Below are 19870 nucleotides of genomic sequence, written 5' to 3'. Positions count from 1 at the left end.
TAATTTAAAAACATGAATCATCATATTAATAAAGGGATTTCCGGGCAAATCGCCGAGGTATTTATCAAATCTAAACTCACGATTCTGCTCATGCTTGTTTTTTTAGCTATTGGTATTTATTCGACCATGTTGATACCAAGAGAGGAAGAACCTCAGATAAAAATTCCGATCGCAGATGTTTTTGTCTCCTATCCGGGAGCCAATCCTAAAGAAGTTGAATCCAGGGTGGTTCAACCTTTGGAAAAAATGATCTCCAATATTAAGGGTGTTGAATATGTATATTCCACATCCATGAATGGTCAGGCCATGTTAGTCGTTCAATACTATGTTGGTGAAGACATCGAAAGATCTATCGTAAAACTTTACGATGAAATCAACAAAAATGCAGATAAGATGCCTATGGGCGTCAGTGCCCCATTAATCAAAACCCGATCTATTGATGATGTTCCAATGATGTCACTCACCATGTGGAGTGATTCACAGGATGATTATCAGATTAAACAGCTTGGACAAGAACTGGCCAATGAAATAAAAAAAATAAATGAAGTTGCTCAGGTCCAATTAATCGGCGGAAGAGACAGACAACTCATCGTCCACCTGGATAAAAACAAACTTTCTGCACAAGGACTGGATATCCTGAATGTGGCTCAGCAAATCAAACTCAGCAATGTTCAACAGCAAAGCGGATTGCTCGTAAGCAATGATCAGGAAATTCCAATTGAGACGGGTCAATTTCTTTCAAGCATTGAAGATGTTGAAAATATTATTGTTGGAATAAAATCCAATAAACCTGTTTACTTGCATCAAGTAGCCAAAGTGAGCGATGGCCCGGAGACTTCTAAAAATTATGTGAGTTTTGGTTTTGGTGCTGCAAACGCAACATTAAAACAAAAGTATAATTCGGAGTATCCTTCTGTTACCCTTGCGATTTCCAAGAAAAAAGGTTCTGATGCAATGTCTATTGCCGAAAAAATTCAGGAAAAACAACAGGATCTTAAAAAAACGCTGATTACGGACGACATACAGGTAACCGAGACGCGCAATTACGGAGCATCTGCATCTGAAAAAGTTTCTGAGTTGCTGATGCATTTAGTGATTGCAATCCTTGCAGCTACATTATTGGTCATGTTTGCAATGGGCTGGAGAGGTGGATTGGTGGTATTTCTGTCGGTACCCACGACTTTTGCACTTACCCTTTTTGCTTATTACTTCATGGATTATACCCTAAATCGAATTACCTTATTTGCACTTGTTTTCGTCGTTGGTATTGTAGTCGATGATAGCATCATTATCGCAGAAAACATGCACCGACATTTTAAAAACAAAAAGCTGCCTTTTCACCAGGCAGCACTTTATGCCATCAATGAAGTAGGAAATCCAACGATTCTGGCAACATTTACTGTGATTGCCGCAATACTTCCCATGGCTTTTGTGTCAGGCCTCATGGGACCATATATGAGTCCAATGCCTGTAGGAGCCTCCATCGCGATGTTATTTTCATTGGTCATTGCTCTTACCATCACACCGTATCTTGGATATATATTTTTAAAAGAAGAGGCAAAACATGAGGAAAAACCAAGTGATGAGGAAATCGAAATGCATCATAATAAAACCTATAAAATTTATCAAAAATTCCTCTTGCCTTTACTTAATTCAAGATCAAAGAGATATTTATTCCTGATATCTACCGGAGTTATTCTATTATTATCCATGTTGGCTTTTGCATTTAAAGGCGTTGCAGTAAAAATGCTGCCTTTTGATAACAAGAACGAATTTCAGGTGGTCATAGATATGCCTGAAGGTACCACCCTCGAAAGAACAGCTGTAGTGGCAAGGGAACTCTCACAATATCTTTCAGGGCAATCCGAAGTTTTATCCTATCAAACTTATGTTGGAACATCTTCGCCGATTACATTTAATGGATTGGTAAGACATTATGATGTCCGTAAAGGATCTCATCTTGGTGATATTCAGGTAAACCTTACTCCTAAAAATGAACGCGACGAACAAAGTCATGATCTGGCAAAAAAATACAGACCCGGTCTTCAGCAAATTGCAAAGAAATACAATGCAAATGTAAAAGTGGTTGAAGTACCACCGGGGCCGCCCGTACTGAGTACGATTGTCGCTGAGATCTATGGTGATGACTATGAAAAACAAATTGCCATTGCCGAACAAGCTAAAAAATTGATCGCCGAAACGCCGGATGTGGTGGATGTAGATTGGTATGTTGAAGAATCGCAAGCCAAAATCAATTTTGAAATTGACAAATCAAAAGTAATGCAGTATGGAGTTTCAGCAACTCAAATTGTTCAGACCCTACAAATGGCCCTCGGATCTCCTATTATTTCCACATTGTATGACCCTAAATCCATCCAGGCTGTAGGCATTGTGCTGCGCATTGATGACCCTCAAAAAACAAACATCGATGATTTAAAAAGTATAACTGTTGTAAACCAGCAAGGACAAGTCATGCCGGTTGGCGATTTAATCAACATCAAACAAAGTAAACAAGATGTAAATATCTACCGCAAAAATCAAAAACGGGTTGTCTATGTAGTTGCAGATATGGCAGGTAAATTGGAAAGTCCGGTCTATGCTATTCTGGATATATCCGAAAAACTGAAATCAATTGAACTTCCAAAGGGATATAGCTTACAGGAAAGTTTTAATGAGCAACCCAAAGACGAAAGTAATTTCACAATCAAATGGGATGGAGAATGGCAGATCACCTATGAAGTGTTTCGGGATCTTGGAATCGCATTTGCAGTCGTCATTTTCGTGATCTACCTACTCATTGTAGGTTGGTTCCAAAATTTTAAAGTGCCGATAATCATGATGACCGCGATTCCATTAAGCTTGATTGGTATTGTAGCAGGTCATTGGTTGATGGATGCATATTTCACAGCAACTTCAATGATTGGTTTTATTGCGCTTGCAGGAGTAATGGTTCGCAACTCTGTTTTACTTATTGATTTTGTGAATATTCGTTTGCGGGATGGAATCCCTATAAAGGAAGCTATACTAGAAGCCGGTGCAGTGCGCACAACGCCGATATTGCTTACGGCAGGTGCGGTTGCCATTGGAGCCGTAGTGATTTTGTTCGATCCCATTTTCCAGGGATTGGCAATATCTCTGATTGGCGGTACGATAGCTTCAACAGTGCTTACCCTCATTGTCGTTCCCGTACTTTATTATATGGTTGAAAAAAGAAATTACAAGTAATAACATTTTAAAATAAAATAATTAAGAATTATGAACAGAACACAAATTATTCGATTGTTTGCAGGTGCATTGATACTAATATCTGTAAGTCTTGCACATTTTCTGCATCCAAACTGGATGTTCCTTGCCGTATTCGTAGGCTTGAATTTATTCCAGTCAGCACTCACCAAATGGTGTCTTTTGGAAGATATCTTAAAAAAATTAAAAGTAAAAGGGGAATGTGAATAGGGGGATTTAGATGTTAGAAAATTGGAGGAGTATAGATGATGGAGCAAAGAGTATGGATTATAGAGTTTTGTCCTAATAAAATTATTTCGTTAATTTGATTTCATTCTCATGTCAATGAAGATCCAAAATTGTATTTAGAAATTACTAACGAACGTATGTAATGGTCCTTTATTACTAACATCCAACAACTAACAACCATTTCCCGCTATGCGTAGTCTATTCCCGCTTCCATGAAGTCGCTTGGTAACAGTAGCGTTATTCAAAGCGGGATACGCTGGGGTGACAGGCAAACTCCGTTTGCCATACGCAATTATGATCTAGACATCACCCACTTTTTAACTTTCAATCAATATCCATTGCACATTCCGATAGATGATATATTCAATCTACAAACTGAAATGAATATTTTACATAACTAACATTTGTTAGATTTGTAAACTGAAACCCATATTACAACTATTGACTGATCCGGATATAATTTTGATCATACCAAACAAGCAGATCATTCATATCGGGACTGAAAACTTCATGAAGACTGCCAACTTATCTACCCTCCAATAAACGTATACGCTTTACCGCTTTTACCGGCACGACCTGTTCTGCCAATTCGGTGAACATAGCTGTCGAGGTTTTTAGGTTCCTGAAAGTTGATTACATGGCTCACATCCGTGATATCAAGTCCTCTGGATGCAACATCTGTTGCAACGAGCACTTGAATTTTTTTCATTTTAAAGGCATCAAGTGTACGGATACGTTGATTTTGTGATTTATTTCCGTGAATATCATCCGCCCGAATACCAGACATTTTGAGCCTCGCGGTCAATCGTTTAACCAAATGTTTTGTTTCAGCGAAAACCATTACTTTAATGAATGCTTTATCCTGTAGCATTTTGATCAATACATCCATTTTGTTTTCACCCGGCTTTAGAGCCACGATTTCCTGATCAACAAGGTCACTCGCAGCATGTCCTGTATAAAGTTTGACTTCAACAGGGTGTTTTAACAAACTATTCATCAAGTTACGCTGTGTAGCATCTTCTGTAGCAGAAAATAAAATGGTTTGTTTGCGATGCGTCATTTTACCAACCAATTCCATTACATCTCTTGAGAATCCCATATCTAGCAATCGATCAAATTCATCAAGTACAAGTACACTGAACAATTGCATATTCAATTTTCGCTGCATGACCAGATCTGCTATTCTTCCCGGAGTACCAATAATGACCTGAGCCGGAAGACGCAATTTTCGAATATCTGCTTCCACTGGAGTTCCGCCAATAAAACAATGACAAAAAAGTTTTAATCCCAGTGTTATGGATTTATATTCTTCTTCAATTTGTAATGCCAATTCGCGTGTAGGCGTAATGATCAAAATTTGATGTGAAGCATTATTGCTTAATAAATTTTGGACCAATGGAACGAGGAATGCTGCTGTTTTTCCCGTTCCTGTTTTCGCAAGACCCAGAAAATCCGAGCCCTTTAAGATGGCTTCAAAAGCTTTTTCCTGAATTTCTGTTGGGTGCGAATATTTTTTGCGCAATAGATTTTCAATAATACTGGAATCAACCGGCATATCTTTAATCATCATACTGGCTACGTAACTATTCGCTACTTCCGGATTTGATTTTTTTGCAAAGTGAACCGGATCTATTGTTTTAAACCGGTTTTGTTTTTTCTTGCCTGTTGGATTGGTTCGGAATTGAGCTCTTGGCGAGCGCGATTCTGATTTTTTGGGGGAATGGTGTACGCTTGTACGGTTCATATTTTAGAATATAAATGTATAACAGCCTGGATATTTGCAACTAATCTGCTGAATTGCCAAATACAGGCTTGTCGAATGTGAATAAAAGTTTAATTAGTGGAACTTAAAAAAGATGAATTCTCTTCTGGAATGCGCTCAATTGGAAATTCTACTACGCAGATTGAAATGCAAAGATAATTGATTTTTTATACATACCATGAATAAATTCCAAAATGAGTAGAAATTGGATGGAAATGGGGCTGGACTCTTAGTGTACATTGATCCCACCTCAGCATCCGTTTGTTTCCCTCAGATCGCGCAGAAATACGCAGAATTCATTTTCCGCAAAAATCTGCGGGAAATAAACAGAAGTGATGATTTGACAAATCTCATTCATAAATTCCGCATTTTGTTAGAAGTACCGTTCAGCCGAATCCCTCAAATAAGCTATTCATAAGAAACAGTTCCATACAAATCTAAGTTTTGAAATGAAACATTCTATCTTGCTACCCGATTGAAAAAAGATTGTTTTAAATTCCTGAATATATTCCAAACACATGAATTCATATCTAGAAACCGCCCACGATGTTTATGCTGAGGCAGCCAACAATCCGCAAATAGGATTGTGTTGCACCACTACACCCGTTTGGCAATTGCCCGGCCTCAAAATTCCAACTAAAATGTTGGAAATGAATTATGGCTGTGGTTCAACTGTGCACCCCAGAGATCTGGCCAACGAACCAACAGTATTATATGTAGGCATTGGTGGCGGTATGGAGTTATTGCAGTTTTCATATTTTAGCAGAAAAAAATCAGCTGTCATTGGAGTGGATGTCGTCGAGGATATGATCAATGCTTGTCAAGAAAATCTGGAGCTTGCAGAACATCAAAATCCTTGGTTTCAAAAAGAATTTGTAGATATCCGAAAAGGGAATGCATTGGCATTACCTTTAGAGAATCATTCGGTTGATATCGCAGCCCAAAATTGTCTGTTTAATATTTTCAAAGTTGAAGAACTGTTACAGGCTTTAAGGGAAATGTACAGGGTTCTCAAACCAAATGGAAAACTTATCATGAGTGATCCCATCTGTGAACAAGCCATGTCTGAAGAATTGAAAAATGATGCACGACTCAGAGCCTTATGCCTGACCGGAGCTATACCACTCCAGGAGTACATTCAAATGATTACCGCAGTTGGTTTCGGTACCATCGAAGTCCGGGCCAAGAGAGCTTACCGCATTCTTTCACCGCAACATTATGCCACATCAGAAATCATTTATATTGAAAGTGTAGAAGTTGCAGCTATCAAGGATCCAATGCCGCCAGATGGCGCATGCGTGTTTACGGGAAAAACAGCCATTTACTTTGGAATAGATGAATTATTCGACGATCAAAAAGGTCATGTATTACTTCAAAATCAACCTTTGTCTGTTTGCGATAAGACGGCAGATGCATTGATCAAGTTGAACCGCAATGATATTTTTATTTCGCCATCCACTTACTTTTATGATGGCGGAGGTTGTTGTTAAATGCGCCCTGCTTTAGATTCATTTCCTTAAATTATCCTTTATTTCAAAGCTGGTATAAATGCCATCACAAAGAAGTCTATGTTTACAGGGCATTAAAATTTGGATAGATTTCAAAAAAAAATTCAAAGATAAAATCTGAATTTATGTATTGAGTTCCTCTGATGGATTCTAAATTTGTAATATTCCGCGCAAACCTCTTTCATATTTAACCGAACTCGCTAAACAAAATATTCCCCAATCTTGCCCTCCTTTTATTTGAAGTCTTCTTATGTTTGCATAAACATCGGCCTCGATAAATACTTATTGATTCCATTCTTAAAGACCATTACAGGTAAAATTCCGTGCATACAACATTCAAACTTCAATTTAAAAAACATTTTGATCAGGATCCCATCATGGTGTATAGGGCTCCCGGCAGAATCAATATCATAGGTGAACATACAGATTACAATGAGGGATTGTGTTTACCTGCTGCAATAGACAAATCTATTTATTTCGGTTTGATTCCTTCCAACGAAACGCTGATTTATTCATTTGATCAACAAAATAGCTGGTACCCCGGCCAAACATCTAATTTGCCAAACTGGGCTGTTTATTTTCAGGGGATTTTGGATTTACTCAAACAAAGAGGATTTAACTGGCCCTATTTCAAACTTGGCTTTGGTGGAGATTTACCAAGTGGTGCAGGATTGTCCTCCTCATCGGCAATCACCTGTGGATTCATTGCTTTGTTGGATGAATTTTCCTCGTGGAATTTAAATATTCGGGAATTAACAAAATTTGCAGTTGAAGGAGAAAAAGCCTCAGGTCTTCATGGTGGAATGATGGACCAAATTTGTATTTTCAACGGTCGAAAGGACCATGCATTATTGATCGATTGCTCCAATTGGAACTTTACCTGCATTCCGGCCTATTTAAAGGCTTATTCATGGCTCGTTGTTGACACTCGCGTAAAACATCGCCTGGTTGAGACCGCATATAATAACAGATCATTTTCTTGCATACGAATCAATCAAAACATAGCGTCTCTATTTAAAGATAAAAAGAGTATTTCACAATTGGATGGTGAACAATTCATACATTTAAAGACAAAACTTCAACCGAATGATAGATCACTTGCAGAATATATTGTCGATGAAAATGCCCGCGTATTAAAAATGGTGAAAGCTATTGAAGACCAAAACATTCTTCAAGCAGGAATGTTGCTTTTTGAAGGTCATGAGGGATTGCGAAAAAAATATAAAGTGAGTTGCACAGAACTTGATTTCCTTATAAATTATGCAAAACATAGCGAAATCGCTGCCGGGGCCCGTATGATGGGAGGTGGATTTGGAGGCAGCACTTTGCATTTATTGCCTGAAACATTTGTTTCCGATTATCAAAGAAGGATACAAAATGCTTATAAAAACAGATTTGGGTTCCGTCCACTTTGCTTTGAAGCCAACATCTGTAATGGCCTAGGCAGAATTGATTGATTATTTATAAACCACTTATTATACATGCGCTGCTTAAAATTAGTTTTAGTTCCCGTTTATTTAATTTTGAATATTCTTGATCTTTTTGCAAATCAAAATTCAGATTCTATCAAACTTCATAAACAATTGCTAAAAGCTTTTCCGGATATAAAGATCGAAAGCATGCCTCAACAGCAACCATTTCAATTTGTTTGGAAATTATGGATCCAACAAGCTAAAGATCATTGGAATGCCGATGCAGGATTTTTCCGTCAACAGGTATTATTATATCATCGAGGATTTAAAAAACCAAATGTGTTGGTCACCGAAGGTTATAATATCAATGACCGCATTTATGAACCTAGTTTGATACTAGACGGCAATCAAATTTCGGTTGAATATAGATTTTATGGAGCATCCAAACCTCTATCTATACCATGGAAATTACTCAATCACAAACAAGCCCTTCACGATTATTATAAGATACAAAAAGGTCTGCAGCTAATTTATAAGAAGAATTGGTTGGTTACCGGCATTTCCAAAGGCGGCACCACTGCTGCACTATACAGTTTGACTTACCCGGATCTCGTCAATGCAACTATTGCATATGTGGCTCCATTTGTGACTGAACAGGAAGACAAAAGGACGATTGATCATTATACAAAATGGGTAGGTAGTCCTGAATGCAGACAAAAAGTAAAATCATTTCAGCGTCTCCTCTTAAATTATAGAGTACAACTTAAACCCATGCTTTCAGAATTAGGAAAAAGGGACCAGGTTAAATTTGAATTAGATCTCGACAAAGTCATCGATTATACTGCGCTGGAATATCCCTTTTCCTTTTGGCAATGGGGTTTTGGATGTAAGGAAATACCCGACGAAAAAGCAAGTGTAGAAGAAGTTTTTGATCATGTTGAAGAAGTAGTCGATTTCAATTATTATGATGACAGGACTTGCGCTTTATTTCTACCTGCCTATTTTCAGTTTATGACCGAATATGGATATTACGGCTTTGATACTACAGGTCTAAGTAATCTTTTGTTGCACCAATATTTCAGCAATCTCGAATTTTGTCCAAAAGATGCAGATCTTGGTTATAATGGCAGTTATATGAAAGAAATGCTTGATAAAGCAACCAACCAAAGTAAAAATATCATTTATATTTATGGTGGGCTCGATACCTGGACCTCCTGTGCAGTGCATCCGTCCCCGACAACAAATGCATTTAAATTAGTCAAATATAATGGAGGCCACCGGACACGATTACGCGATTTTTCGAAATCAGAAAAGGACCAGGTCTATAAACTTTTGAAAAAATGGATGCGAACTAACACGGAGCCCTTGCCATATTGATGTGTAAGTTTTAAAACTCCTCTTATATACATTCGCTGAATGCAAAAAATGCATTTAGCTTTGCTTAAATTTTTTGATCATAATTAATAATATATGGAACTTCAGAATGGCGAATACACGATCCAGAATTTAAAGGCGCTAGACCTGGTTGAGAAATACCACACGCCATTTTACGTTTACGATACCTCCATCATCAAAAGACAAATTGACAGGTTGAAAAATGCATTCGATGTACCAGACCTGGGTATTCACTTTGCCTGCAAAGCTTTGAACAATATCAATATTTTAAAGCTGATGCAACAATGGGGCGTTGGTTTGGATTGCGTTTCTGTTCAGGAGATATGGACTGGAATGAAGGCCGGTTTTAAACCCGAGCAAATTATTTATACTCCAAATTGCGTTGGCCCTGATGAAGTGGAAATGGCCATTAAACTCGGGGTTCAAATCAACATTGATCATATTGAAACATTAGAATACATAGGTCATCACTATCCGGGAACCAAAGTTGGGATCCGCTTAAATCCGCATGATATGGCCGGAGGAAATGAAAAAATATCAGTAGGTCATATCGATAGCAAGTTTGGCATATCCATTTATCAAATGCCTTTAGTGCTTCGTCTGGTTGATGCACTAAAACTCAAGATCAACGGTTTGCATATGCATACAGGCTCTGACATTCTTGATGCAGGAGTCTTTAGCCTGGCTTCTGAAATTTTGTACGATGCAGCAAGAAAATTTAAAGACCTGGAATTTATTGATTTTGGAAGTGGGATAAAAGTTCCATATAAACCGGATGATGTTTGTACCGATATTGAAGAGCTTGGACAAGTCTTATCAAAATCTTTTAATGCATTCTGTAAAGAGTATGGCAGACAATTGAAACTGTATTTCGAACCCGGAAAATACCTCGTATCAGAATGTGGTTACTTTTTTGTAAAAACAAATGTCATCAAACAAACACCCTCTACTGTTTTTGCAGGCGTCGATTCAGGTTTAAATCATTTGATCCGTCCAATGTTTTATGATTCTTATCACTACATTTTCAATGTAAGCAATCCAAATGGCAAACCAAGAGTCTATAATATTGTGGGTTACATCTGCGAAACAGATACTTTCGCCAACAACCGCGTCGTGTCCGAAATTCATCCCGGTGATATTCTATGTTTTAAAAATGCAGGTGCCTACTGCTTCACTATGGCTTCCAATTATAATTCGAGATTCAGACCGGCAGAAGTCATGATCCATGAAGGCAATGATTATCTCATACGGGAGCGGGAGGTGTTGGAGGATTTATTAAGACATCAGGTGTTGGTAATTTGAGAATGGCTTGTAGGAAGAAGTCTGATAGTCTGATAGTCTGATAGTCTGTTAGTCTGTTAGTCTGTTAGTCTGTTAGTCTGTTAGTCTGTTAGTCTGTTAGTCTGTTAGTCTGTTAGTCTGTTAGTCTGTTAGTCTGTTAGAAAACAACACGAACTAACGTGTGTTAGTTCCATAAATTTTAACTATTTTCAAATTATTATTTCAATTTTTACTTGTTATATAATATAGCTTTTAGCTCCCGACATCATTAAGTTATCGTCAATAGAAGGTTTCTTCATGTCGGGATGACTCTTGGCCATTTACTCTTGACTCTTGGTTCTCTGTCCCTTAGGGACAAAATATCGGTAGCTGAAATGTATAAGGAATCACCGCGTGCTGTAGGTAGGTAAAATGGATTCCCGAAATGAAGAAAATGTTCATTAAAAATTTGATGATTATGTCGGGAAGATTTTAGATTGTAAGTACTAACAAACGATTGTTAGTTTCATCAACGACCAACTGCTCCCGCCAAAATTATGATCATTGCAAACTAGAAGCTTCTTCATGACGGAACATCTATCATCCATCATCTATCACCCATAATCTATCATCTATAATCCATCATCCAAAAAAGATATCCCGGCATGCAAACATCATACCGGGACTACCTCGTCACAATTTTCAACATCAACTCAGGCGTTCCCGGTTGAAAATCTTATTTGGTTTTCGTAAATAATATCTTGTTTGAATACTTATTCAGCTGGTATGACCAACAATTTATCTTGTTCGATGACTCCTTTTTGATTTTCAAGTTTTCTGAAATACAATCCGGGAGCCAATTTTTGGTTCAAGTTAAACTGGAAAGATGGCCCTTGCCATGTTTGCCTGAAACAGGTTTTCCCATAAGCATTCACGATGCTTAATACTCCATTTTGTTTCAGGCCCTCAGTCGTTATCTGGAAAAAACCAGTGTTGGGATTAGGAAAGATGTTCATCAAGTGTTTTTCAGGACCGGCAGGTGATTTAGTATCAACCACAATAAAATCTTTGGATATCGTATGTAGGGTGGTGTTTGTGATTACGGCTGCATTTATATCGAATATTATTGCTGCAGTATTAAATACTTTTGTTTTTAAAGGAACCGCGGCAAGAGGCTTTAAAGAATAACTGAAATATCCTTGCGAGCCATTTTCGTCAACTGCTTTATAAGGCAATGATATTTTATCAAAAACTACTTTTAATTGCTGACCAATCAAACTGTATTTGTAAGGATGTGATGAGCCTGTAGGGGTAAAACTTGTCAGATCAAGCCATTCATCCAGACTGTCTAACAGGGTCACTTGAAAAGCAGTGTCATTTCCCGTATTTTGAAAACGAATTCTGTATTCAATTTGGCGATTGGGTTCAACAAATTGTTCAAGTCCATATCCACGTGGCCAGGCCATTTTATCGTTGGGGTCAAAAGATCCTCTGGATTCCTGGCAGTCAATGGCGATATGCAGATCCTCTTCATCCTCGGGAAATTGCAATACATACCCTCTGCTGAAATCTCCCTGCTGATTTCTTCCACATCCTTCAATAACTACACTGGGTTTGGATTGACGCGGATGAAAAGCTACCTGGTCAACGATCAGGCGATAGGTTTTCCCATTGGCCGGATATTCCAAATCCAAAAAAGCATCTTTGTTGAGCAGGACATTTTTCTTGAGTCCCGGCATAATATCGTCTTCTACGATCCAGTACTGAGAAGGCTCTGACATATTCTGCTCGCCTGAATTCAGAATTCTGAATTTGACTTTTCCATCAGCACAGGCCGCAGCTACTTCGAGATTTGCTTTAGACCAATTTTGTGATTGAATGCAATCTATTTTTGGTAATATTTCTGCTTTAATGCAATGCGTTTGACCTACTATGGTTCGGTTACAATCCAATTCAACCATTATCTGAAATGAGCCTGACTGAAAAACATCAAGCAAACCCAAATTAAATTCAACAAAGGGCCATTGTACCAGGGAAGCCGGTATGTTTGCTCCTTTATAGATCATAAATGAATCCAGCGTGATACGGATCACTGCGTTACTTTCCGGTAATGTTCCGGTATTCTGATAATTGATTTGATATGGATAATCAACGCACCTTCTCACAACAGGTGAACTCAGATCTACATTCAATAAAGGACAATCTGCCAATGGCTGAAGGCCAAACTGAATACTGATAATTTGAGTGCTGCTGTCAATGTACAGTACCTGAGTTCTGTTGCAACTGTTCCATAAAGGAGAAGCAGGCGTCACGCTAAAATAATGAAATCCATAATCAGCTTTGGAGAATCCCAGCAATTGCGGATTCTTTAATACTCGACTTCTACCATTAAAACTATCTACTATCGTATAATCAGAAATAATAAATTCCTGATTATCATAAACGCAATTCAAATTTTGATCGCGGAAGACATTCAGGTAAGTAGGTATAAATTGAACGATCTGACAACTCTTGAATGTGGTCACATTCAAACTTTGTGCATTTTCATCCAGAAACTCAATCAGGATGGGCGCATTGGAAATTTCATAACAATGCAGTTTGGTGGAATCGGAAAGCCACTTGATGCGAAACAATACTTCTCCATCGGGCAATGTGGCACCCAGAACTGCAAAATCCCAAGAAACGGTTAGCGCATTAAATCCCGATTGAAAATTGAAATTGGATGGACCTAAATTTGGCAATCTGATTTGATCAACCCCAACCAACTGCCCCAACCTGTTCTCATCTCTAAAGCTAAACTGAAACGCAGATATATTTTTGAAACCTGTAACCCTGAGTTCAATCAGGTTGGTATCACCCGCCCACCCCTTGTCGACCAGATAGAGCGACACATCATCCGAAGTCTGACCGGAGACGGTGAGCCTGATCCCACTTACAAGCAGAATCAAAACCAATAGTTTACTGTACCTGATAAATCTTAACATGGGCTGTGCCATTATTTCTAAAACAAAAGTAGAGCAAGACTATTGTCTTAAAAAATAAAAAAATATCGATTTGTAGATAAAATACTATATTTGAAATGTAATATATATCTAATTTTCAACGTATTACACTAATAATTTGTAGGGAAATATGAAAAACCCGTTTGCAATTGAGTTATACGAAACATTGAATAGCAAACAACGCCAGCGATTCCTTGAGTTCCTGAGTGCCACATATTTTAATACCAATAAGAAACTCCTTAGCGGATTAAAGGCCATCCAAAGCATGAAACCACATACAAATGGCGAATTCAAAAATGAATTGTTTAAAATTTTATATCCCCAAGAAATCTATTCTGATGTAAAACTTCGCCTATTTTTCTCAGAGTTGCTCCAACATCTTAAAACCTTTATTTTCATTGAAGAGAAGCAAAAAGCAGATATTGAAAAAGATCTCCAACTATTAAAGCATCTCCGGAAAAATCAAAAGATCAAATACTTTGAAAGAGAAGCTGCCAAATTACAATTGGAACTCAACGAAACCAGAGTTTGGAATCCACAGTTGTACGATTGGAAACATCAGTTGGATATGGAAATTTTATCTTATGCTTCTTTCAAAAACCGATTTACAAATTTCGATTTCAAATCTTGTGCTGATCATTTAGAAGTATCAGCCCTGATTCAAAGGCTTCGCATTTATCTCGAACAACTTTCTCATGAAGCTATTGGCCGCGAAACCAGTGAATATCCCATGCTGGATTTATGGATGAAACAAGCTGTAGAACAGGATTGGCAAAAATACCCTGAACTTAAAATGTATCTATTTGCAATACGGCTTTTTAGAAATCCAGATGATGAAATATATTTCAAAGAATATCTGGAGCTTTTAAAAACTCACGAAAGTTACTTTGACTTCGAGTACGGCCGCGAATTGTATCTCACTGCATTGAATTATGGCATACGCAAAATCAATCAAAATACAACGGATTACTTTGCCATTACACTTGATTTATTCCAACATTGCATCGACCATACCTGGATCCTGGATTATGGGGTTATGAGTTCGCTTACTTACAAAAATATAATTGTCTTATGTATTCGTATGAACGATCTTGAACTGGCCGAAAATCTCCTCGAAAAATACAAACCTCTTGTAGATGAAAAAGACAGAAGCATGATTTACCAATTTTGTCTGGCAAAAATTCAAAAAGAAAGAGGCCATTTTCAGAAAGCCTTATATCTTTTGAATACCAGTATTTTCAAAGATCCCCTTATAGAACTGAATGCACGTGTGGAGATGATTAAAATTTATTTTGAAATCAATGAACTGGAAATCATGGGCAATCAACTCACCGCTACAAAAAATTTAATTCGCAGGTCAAAAAAGTTGGGTTATCATCGCGATTACTACAATAACTTCCTTGCGGTAGCTAACAAACTCCAACATACAGCGAATTTAAATCAAAAAGAAAAAAGTAACTGGCTGACAGAAATCATGAGTGATAAAAAACTCATTGAAAAAACCTGGCTACATAGCATGGTATCAAAATTAAATTGACTTATCTGATCAAAGTAATGTCACCTTTTGCTTTATGCTTACCTCCGAATTTATCACGCCATTCAACACGAAAAACATAAACGGCAGGAATTGCCGGTTGGCCCTTGAAAATACCATCCCATCCAATTCGCTGATCATTTGGAGGAAAATGATTCCGCTCATACATGAGCTCACCCCAGCGATTGTAAATGGCAAATACATCGATGAGCGCTACATCCGGATTGGAAAAAACACCAACGCGATCATTGATGTTATCTCCATTTGGCGAAAACACATTGGGTACATACACTTCGCCAGAAGTGATCACTATTAAATGCAAATATTCAATGGAATCGCAAGCTTTTTCCGAATAATGGTTAAATAAAAAATTGCCACTTTCCTCATATAACTCATTATTGACAGGCCACACATATTTGTTTAAAACACAAATTGTATCATACAATTTGAATTCGGGATGAATCCGAAGCTGCAATTGAAAATTTGAATCACATCCATGAACGGTCTGTGTTCTGAAAGAATACAATCCGGTAGTTCTATAAATTTGATCGGCCGGGGGCCAAAAGTACTCAACGCAAGATTCCATTGAATCTATATGATGATAATCCGGATAATACAAAAGAGATATGGCAACAATAGAGTCACAGCCAAACTGATTGGCCCGCGGAAGTGTAATTTCTCCAGTCTGCTTTTTTTCATCAAATAACTGTTGATGGATCCACACACTGCCCTTAGGACATAAAAAAGTATCCAATTGCGATTTTGTTTCAGGACGAATACTTACGCGGACGTCAATAACAGAATCACAAGCAAATTGATTAGCGGATGCAAGGACGATTCTTCCTGTACGTTTTGTTTCATCAAAGGTCTGCTGATGCAACAAAATATATTCACCCGGGCAAATGGAAGTATCAATTGTCGAATTAGTTTGAGGCCGGATCTTCAATTGGATCGTTAATATCGAATCACAACCGACATGATTCATTCCTGCAAGCACAATATCGCCTGTGAGATAAAGCTCATCAAATCTTTGATTATGAATAAGTAAATATTCCCCTGGACAAATAGAGGTATCCAATTGCGAACGGCTCTTTGGCAAAACACTCAAATTAACTGTTATGGTCGAATCACAACCATATTGATTTGCTCCTGATAAAATGATGTCGCCACTTCGCCGGTTTTCGTCAAACCTCTGTTGTTGCAGCATTACATACCCACCCGGACAAATGGCTGTATCTAAAATTGTTGAACTCGTTTGCAGCAATACAATTTGAACATGCAGAATAGAATCGCAACCATGTTGATTTGCGCCAGACAAAACAATGTCGCCACTCCTTCTCAATGCATGAAAATATTCGTTGTGTAAAATAATGGTATCCCTTGGACATATGGATTGCATCCAGTTTGATTCTGTATATGGCAATACATTTACTTTTACATCAATGACAGAATCACAGCCATTTTTACTTGCTCCTGTAAGAACAATCTGGGCTGAAGTTCTGGATGAATCAAACGTTTGATGGTGTATCACTAAACTTCCGGCCGGACAAATACTCGTATCTAAAACAGAAGCGGAATGCGATCTGAAATTTAATTGGACTTGTAATAAAGAATCACAGCCATATTGGTTCATTCCTGAAAGTAAAATTGCTCCTTGTGTTCGCCCTGCATCAAACCATTCATTGTGCAAAAACAAACGCTCACTCTGACAAACGGAAGTGTCCAGTTGAAATACGGAAGCTTGATGAATGCGGGCTTCCACGCTTAATAATGAATCGCAGCCAAAGCCGTTTGTATTTGGAAAGCGAACCAAACCTTTGGAATGCGTTGCAGAAAACCATACATCACCGATTTTTACGGAATCACTGGCACACAAATCCAGTAAAGCTGTGTCAGGTATGGTTTGATTACAAGGAAACAAACCAAAGTCTAAGGAAAAATTATTTTCCCCATCCTTCCCTGTTAAGTAAGAGAGTGCAATTTTATTTCTGTATGATGCAGGTAAAGCTAAATTTTTCGAAGCGTCGGAATCGTTTTCCGAATTTCCAAAATTTATCCTGGACTGAAATTGAGTTACCGCATATCCAACATTACTATGAAGAAATTCACCATACAAGTAATGCGTATCCAAACCCAATTGAATAATGTATTCTGATAAGGGATCTAATCCCAGAAAATAATACAAGCCGGAGGTATCGGTTTGGGTTTGTTTGACCAGGGTGTCGTTTTTAAAAAGGTAAATATTTACATTTGGCAAAGCCTGTTCTCCGGGATCTTGGATACCATCCTGATCGCTATCCGACCAAACGAAATTTCCAATAGAAACTCCAATACCTTTTGGGGTGGATGAACCTATCAACAATTCAATATCACCTAAACCTGCAGCTTTTCCGAAAGTACCATATTCACCTGTAAAGATGTTGTAATTGACGCGTTTGCTGCCGAGTGAATTATCTAATTGGCTCCAACCATTTGACCAAATATTTGCCGGATCCATCAGCGTTGCAACAATGGTATTGTAACTTGGATGCGCAGCCAATGCTCCTAAGGTACTTTCCTGATGACTGTAAAATCCATCCTGGAAATAAAATTCACCTCCACACACACCTTGATTATTATTGACGCCTTGTGTTGTATAAAATCCTGAAGTTCCATTTTGCTCCAAAAGATATTCTCCTTTTAAATGATATAGTTTTAAATTATCTCCACCGGCGAAACTAATATACACTACACCATCTCTGGTATTGGTACCATAGTCTCTCCCCCCTGTTTGATATCCGTAGCGATCTCCTAGTGAAATGATCATGTTGCCTTCAGAATCAAATTCGATATCAGACAATACCGGCACTGGACCACAGACCACGTCTGCACCAATAAAGTAAGTATAGAAATTTCGATTCCAGGGCCTGAATGTCGAACAATAATTAGCATTGAGATAGCCTTTTATATAATTGAGATCAAAAGATACAACTTTAGTAAAACTGCCATTTTTATATGCATAAACCACCGCTTTTAAATCATCGGTATTGTTAGAAGATTCTGCAGAACAAACACCGCCTACATATAAAACTCCATCGTGATATTTTAATCCCCAGGGCCTCCAGTCATCGGCAGCAATACATCCGGGATCGGGAATGGGTATTTCCTGAATCCGATTGGCTGTAATTGGTAAACTGATCGGATTTCCAATGGCAATCGAGATAAGTGATCGGTTGAATAAATTGACAACGTACAATGTATCTTCAGCTGAATTGCAATCAAGATCACCCAATCCCCATTTTCCAATTTTATCAAAAGCAGCGGTATCATGCGAAGCCTGAAGTGGATTCAAAGGTAAATTCCGGGTGAGACTAGCCTCATTGCCCGTTGAGATGCCAAATACATCGAAATTGAGTAAGATGTTTGTATTTCCATAATAGCGATATCCGGCTCTAAACGGTGGATTAGGCAAAAAGCCTGTTAGATCGGTTAAGTATATAGCCCCTAAACCACCGGGGCCCAGGGATGCATTTCTCTTTAAAAAGGCAGCTGAAAATAATTTTCTGCTTGAATTTTGAAAACTCAATCCCCACACCGATCCGGTTTCACCTGCACTTGCAAGATAATAATTTCCATTAGGGCCTGTTCTTGGACCACCTTCTGTAGTGTTATAAAGGTTAGCCACCAGAGTTGGTTCATTAAAAGCCGGACTTGCACGGTTGAGTGCATTCCCTTTTGCAAAACATGTTGATACCATCCATGGATTTGGATCAATGAGATTCGCCAATTGATAAATGCCCAGATCAACATCACAATTTCCAACCCTTGCCATTTGCGTCCTGGTTTTATTGTCCTGGCCCGGATTTGCATCAAATAAATCTAAAGGTACCTGATATTCTATTCGAAGCTTTTGTCCCGGATTTAAATTTCCAATAGCCCACAAACCATTGGTTTCTGTCTTCGTTACAGCATGCAACTGCTTGGCATCATCATATAAACGTACTTCAATACCTTCTAAGCCATTTTCAGAACTCTCCTGTGTTCCATTTCCATTATAATCTGAATAGACCTTACCTCCAATATAATCATTGCCTGTGCAAACAGGAGGATCACAAGGTAATGGCAATTGAATATCAACTACCGGAGCTATACAATTTCCGCTAACAAACTCCGCACTTACGGTATGGATCGACCCATCTGGTGTAAAAATAAACTGAACGTAGGGCGGGCATCCTTTCATAAAGGGATCAAATAATTTTATTTGTCCGTTTACCTGAACCCGGATCATTTCGCCTGGATTCGGCATGTTCCATGCTAAAAAAACGGCAACGATGACCTTGGATTGATTTGAAGTTGCAGCGATGTATTCGCAATCACCAACAATGACTTTGCTGATATTTAATGTACAAGCCGTTTTATGATGTTGAAAATCAGGCCAATAATATTCTTTACCGGACGGAAACAAACCGGATGGAGCAAATAAGAATAATAAATTGCAAAGGACCAGAAAAACTGATTTCGGCATGATGCAATAATTCATCCCAACA

General features: G+C 38.1%; 10 protein-coding genes. 7 read left to right on the top strand and 3 right to left on the bottom strand.

The window, feature by feature from the left end; translation table 11 throughout:
- Positions 1 to 24 precede the first annotated feature (24 nt).
- Both IPM92_10450 and IPM92_10445 read left to right on the top strand, forming a co-directional pair.
- Positions 25 to 3225: an efflux RND transporter permease subunit gene (locus IPM92_10450; protein MBK9108761.1), complete on the top strand. Its 3201-nt coding sequence runs from the start codon at positions 25 to 27 to the stop codon at positions 3223 to 3225.
- Between the two features lie 30 nt (positions 3226 to 3255).
- Complete coding sequence (locus tag IPM92_10445; protein MBK9108760.1) at positions 3256 to 3453, top strand: DUF2892 domain-containing protein; 198 nt, start codon at positions 3256 to 3258, stop codon at positions 3451 to 3453.
- 547 nt (positions 3454 to 4000) lie between these two features.
- Here the strand turns inward: IPM92_10445 and IPM92_10440 are convergent.
- A complete protein-coding gene (locus IPM92_10440) occupies positions 4001 to 5215 on the bottom strand; it encodes a DEAD/DEAH box helicase (protein MBK9108759.1) in 1215 nt (404 codons plus the stop codon).
- Positions 5216 to 5751: 536 nt separating this feature from the next.
- Here IPM92_10440 and arsM point away from each other — a divergent pair.
- The 4 genes from arsM (at position 5752) to lysA (ending at position 10850) form a co-directional block, all read left to right on the top strand.
- A complete protein-coding gene (arsM, locus tag IPM92_10435; protein ID MBK9108758.1) occupies positions 5752 to 6723 on the top strand; it encodes an arsenosugar biosynthesis arsenite methyltransferase ArsM in 972 nt (323 codons plus the stop codon).
- Between the two features lie 341 nt (positions 6724 to 7064).
- On the top strand, positions 7065 to 8198 hold the full coding sequence (gene galK, locus IPM92_10430) for a galactokinase (GenBank protein ID MBK9108757.1): 1134 nt from the start codon (positions 7065 to 7067) through the stop codon (positions 8196 to 8198).
- A 66-nt stretch (positions 8199 to 8264) separates the two neighbouring features.
- Positions 8265 to 9530, top strand: coding sequence for a hypothetical protein (locus IPM92_10425; protein MBK9108756.1), 1266 nt, complete (start codon positions 8265 to 8267; stop codon positions 9528 to 9530).
- 93 nt (positions 9531 to 9623) lie between these two features.
- The gene (gene lysA / locus IPM92_10420) at positions 9624 to 10850 is read left to right on the top strand and encodes a diaminopimelate decarboxylase (GenBank protein MBK9108755.1); all 1227 of its coding nucleotides are present in this window, start codon (positions 9624 to 9626) and stop codon (positions 10848 to 10850) included.
- 731 nt (positions 10851 to 11581) lie between these two features.
- On the opposite strand, the gene IPM92_10415 is transcribed toward lysA, so the two are convergent.
- Positions 11582 to 13792 carry a T9SS type A sorting domain-containing protein gene (locus IPM92_10415; GenBank protein MBK9108754.1) on the bottom strand — a complete coding sequence of 737 codons (2211 nt, stop codon included), beginning with the start codon at positions 13790 to 13792 and terminating at the stop codon, positions 11582 to 11584.
- A gap of 148 nt (positions 13793 to 13940) precedes the next feature.
- On the opposite strand from IPM92_10415, the gene IPM92_10410 reads away from it, so the two are divergent.
- Complete coding sequence (locus tag IPM92_10410; GenBank protein ID MBK9108753.1) at positions 13941 to 15347, top strand: hypothetical protein; 1407 nt, start codon at positions 13941 to 13943, stop codon at positions 15345 to 15347.
- A 1-nt stretch (position 15348) separates the two neighbouring features.
- Here IPM92_10410 and IPM92_10405 read toward each other — a convergent pair whose 3' ends face one another.
- Positions 15349 to 19848, bottom strand: a complete 4500-nt coding sequence (locus IPM92_10405; GenBank protein MBK9108752.1) for a gliding motility-associated C-terminal domain-containing protein — start codon at positions 19846 to 19848, stop codon at positions 15349 to 15351.
- Positions 19849 to 19870 lie beyond the last annotated feature (22 nt).

This window comes from Saprospiraceae bacterium (assembly GCA_016719615.1).
Classification (GTDB): domain Bacteria; phylum Bacteroidota; class Bacteroidia; order Chitinophagales; family Saprospiraceae; genus Vicinibacter.
This window is presented reverse-complemented; position numbering and strand designations above follow the sequence as displayed.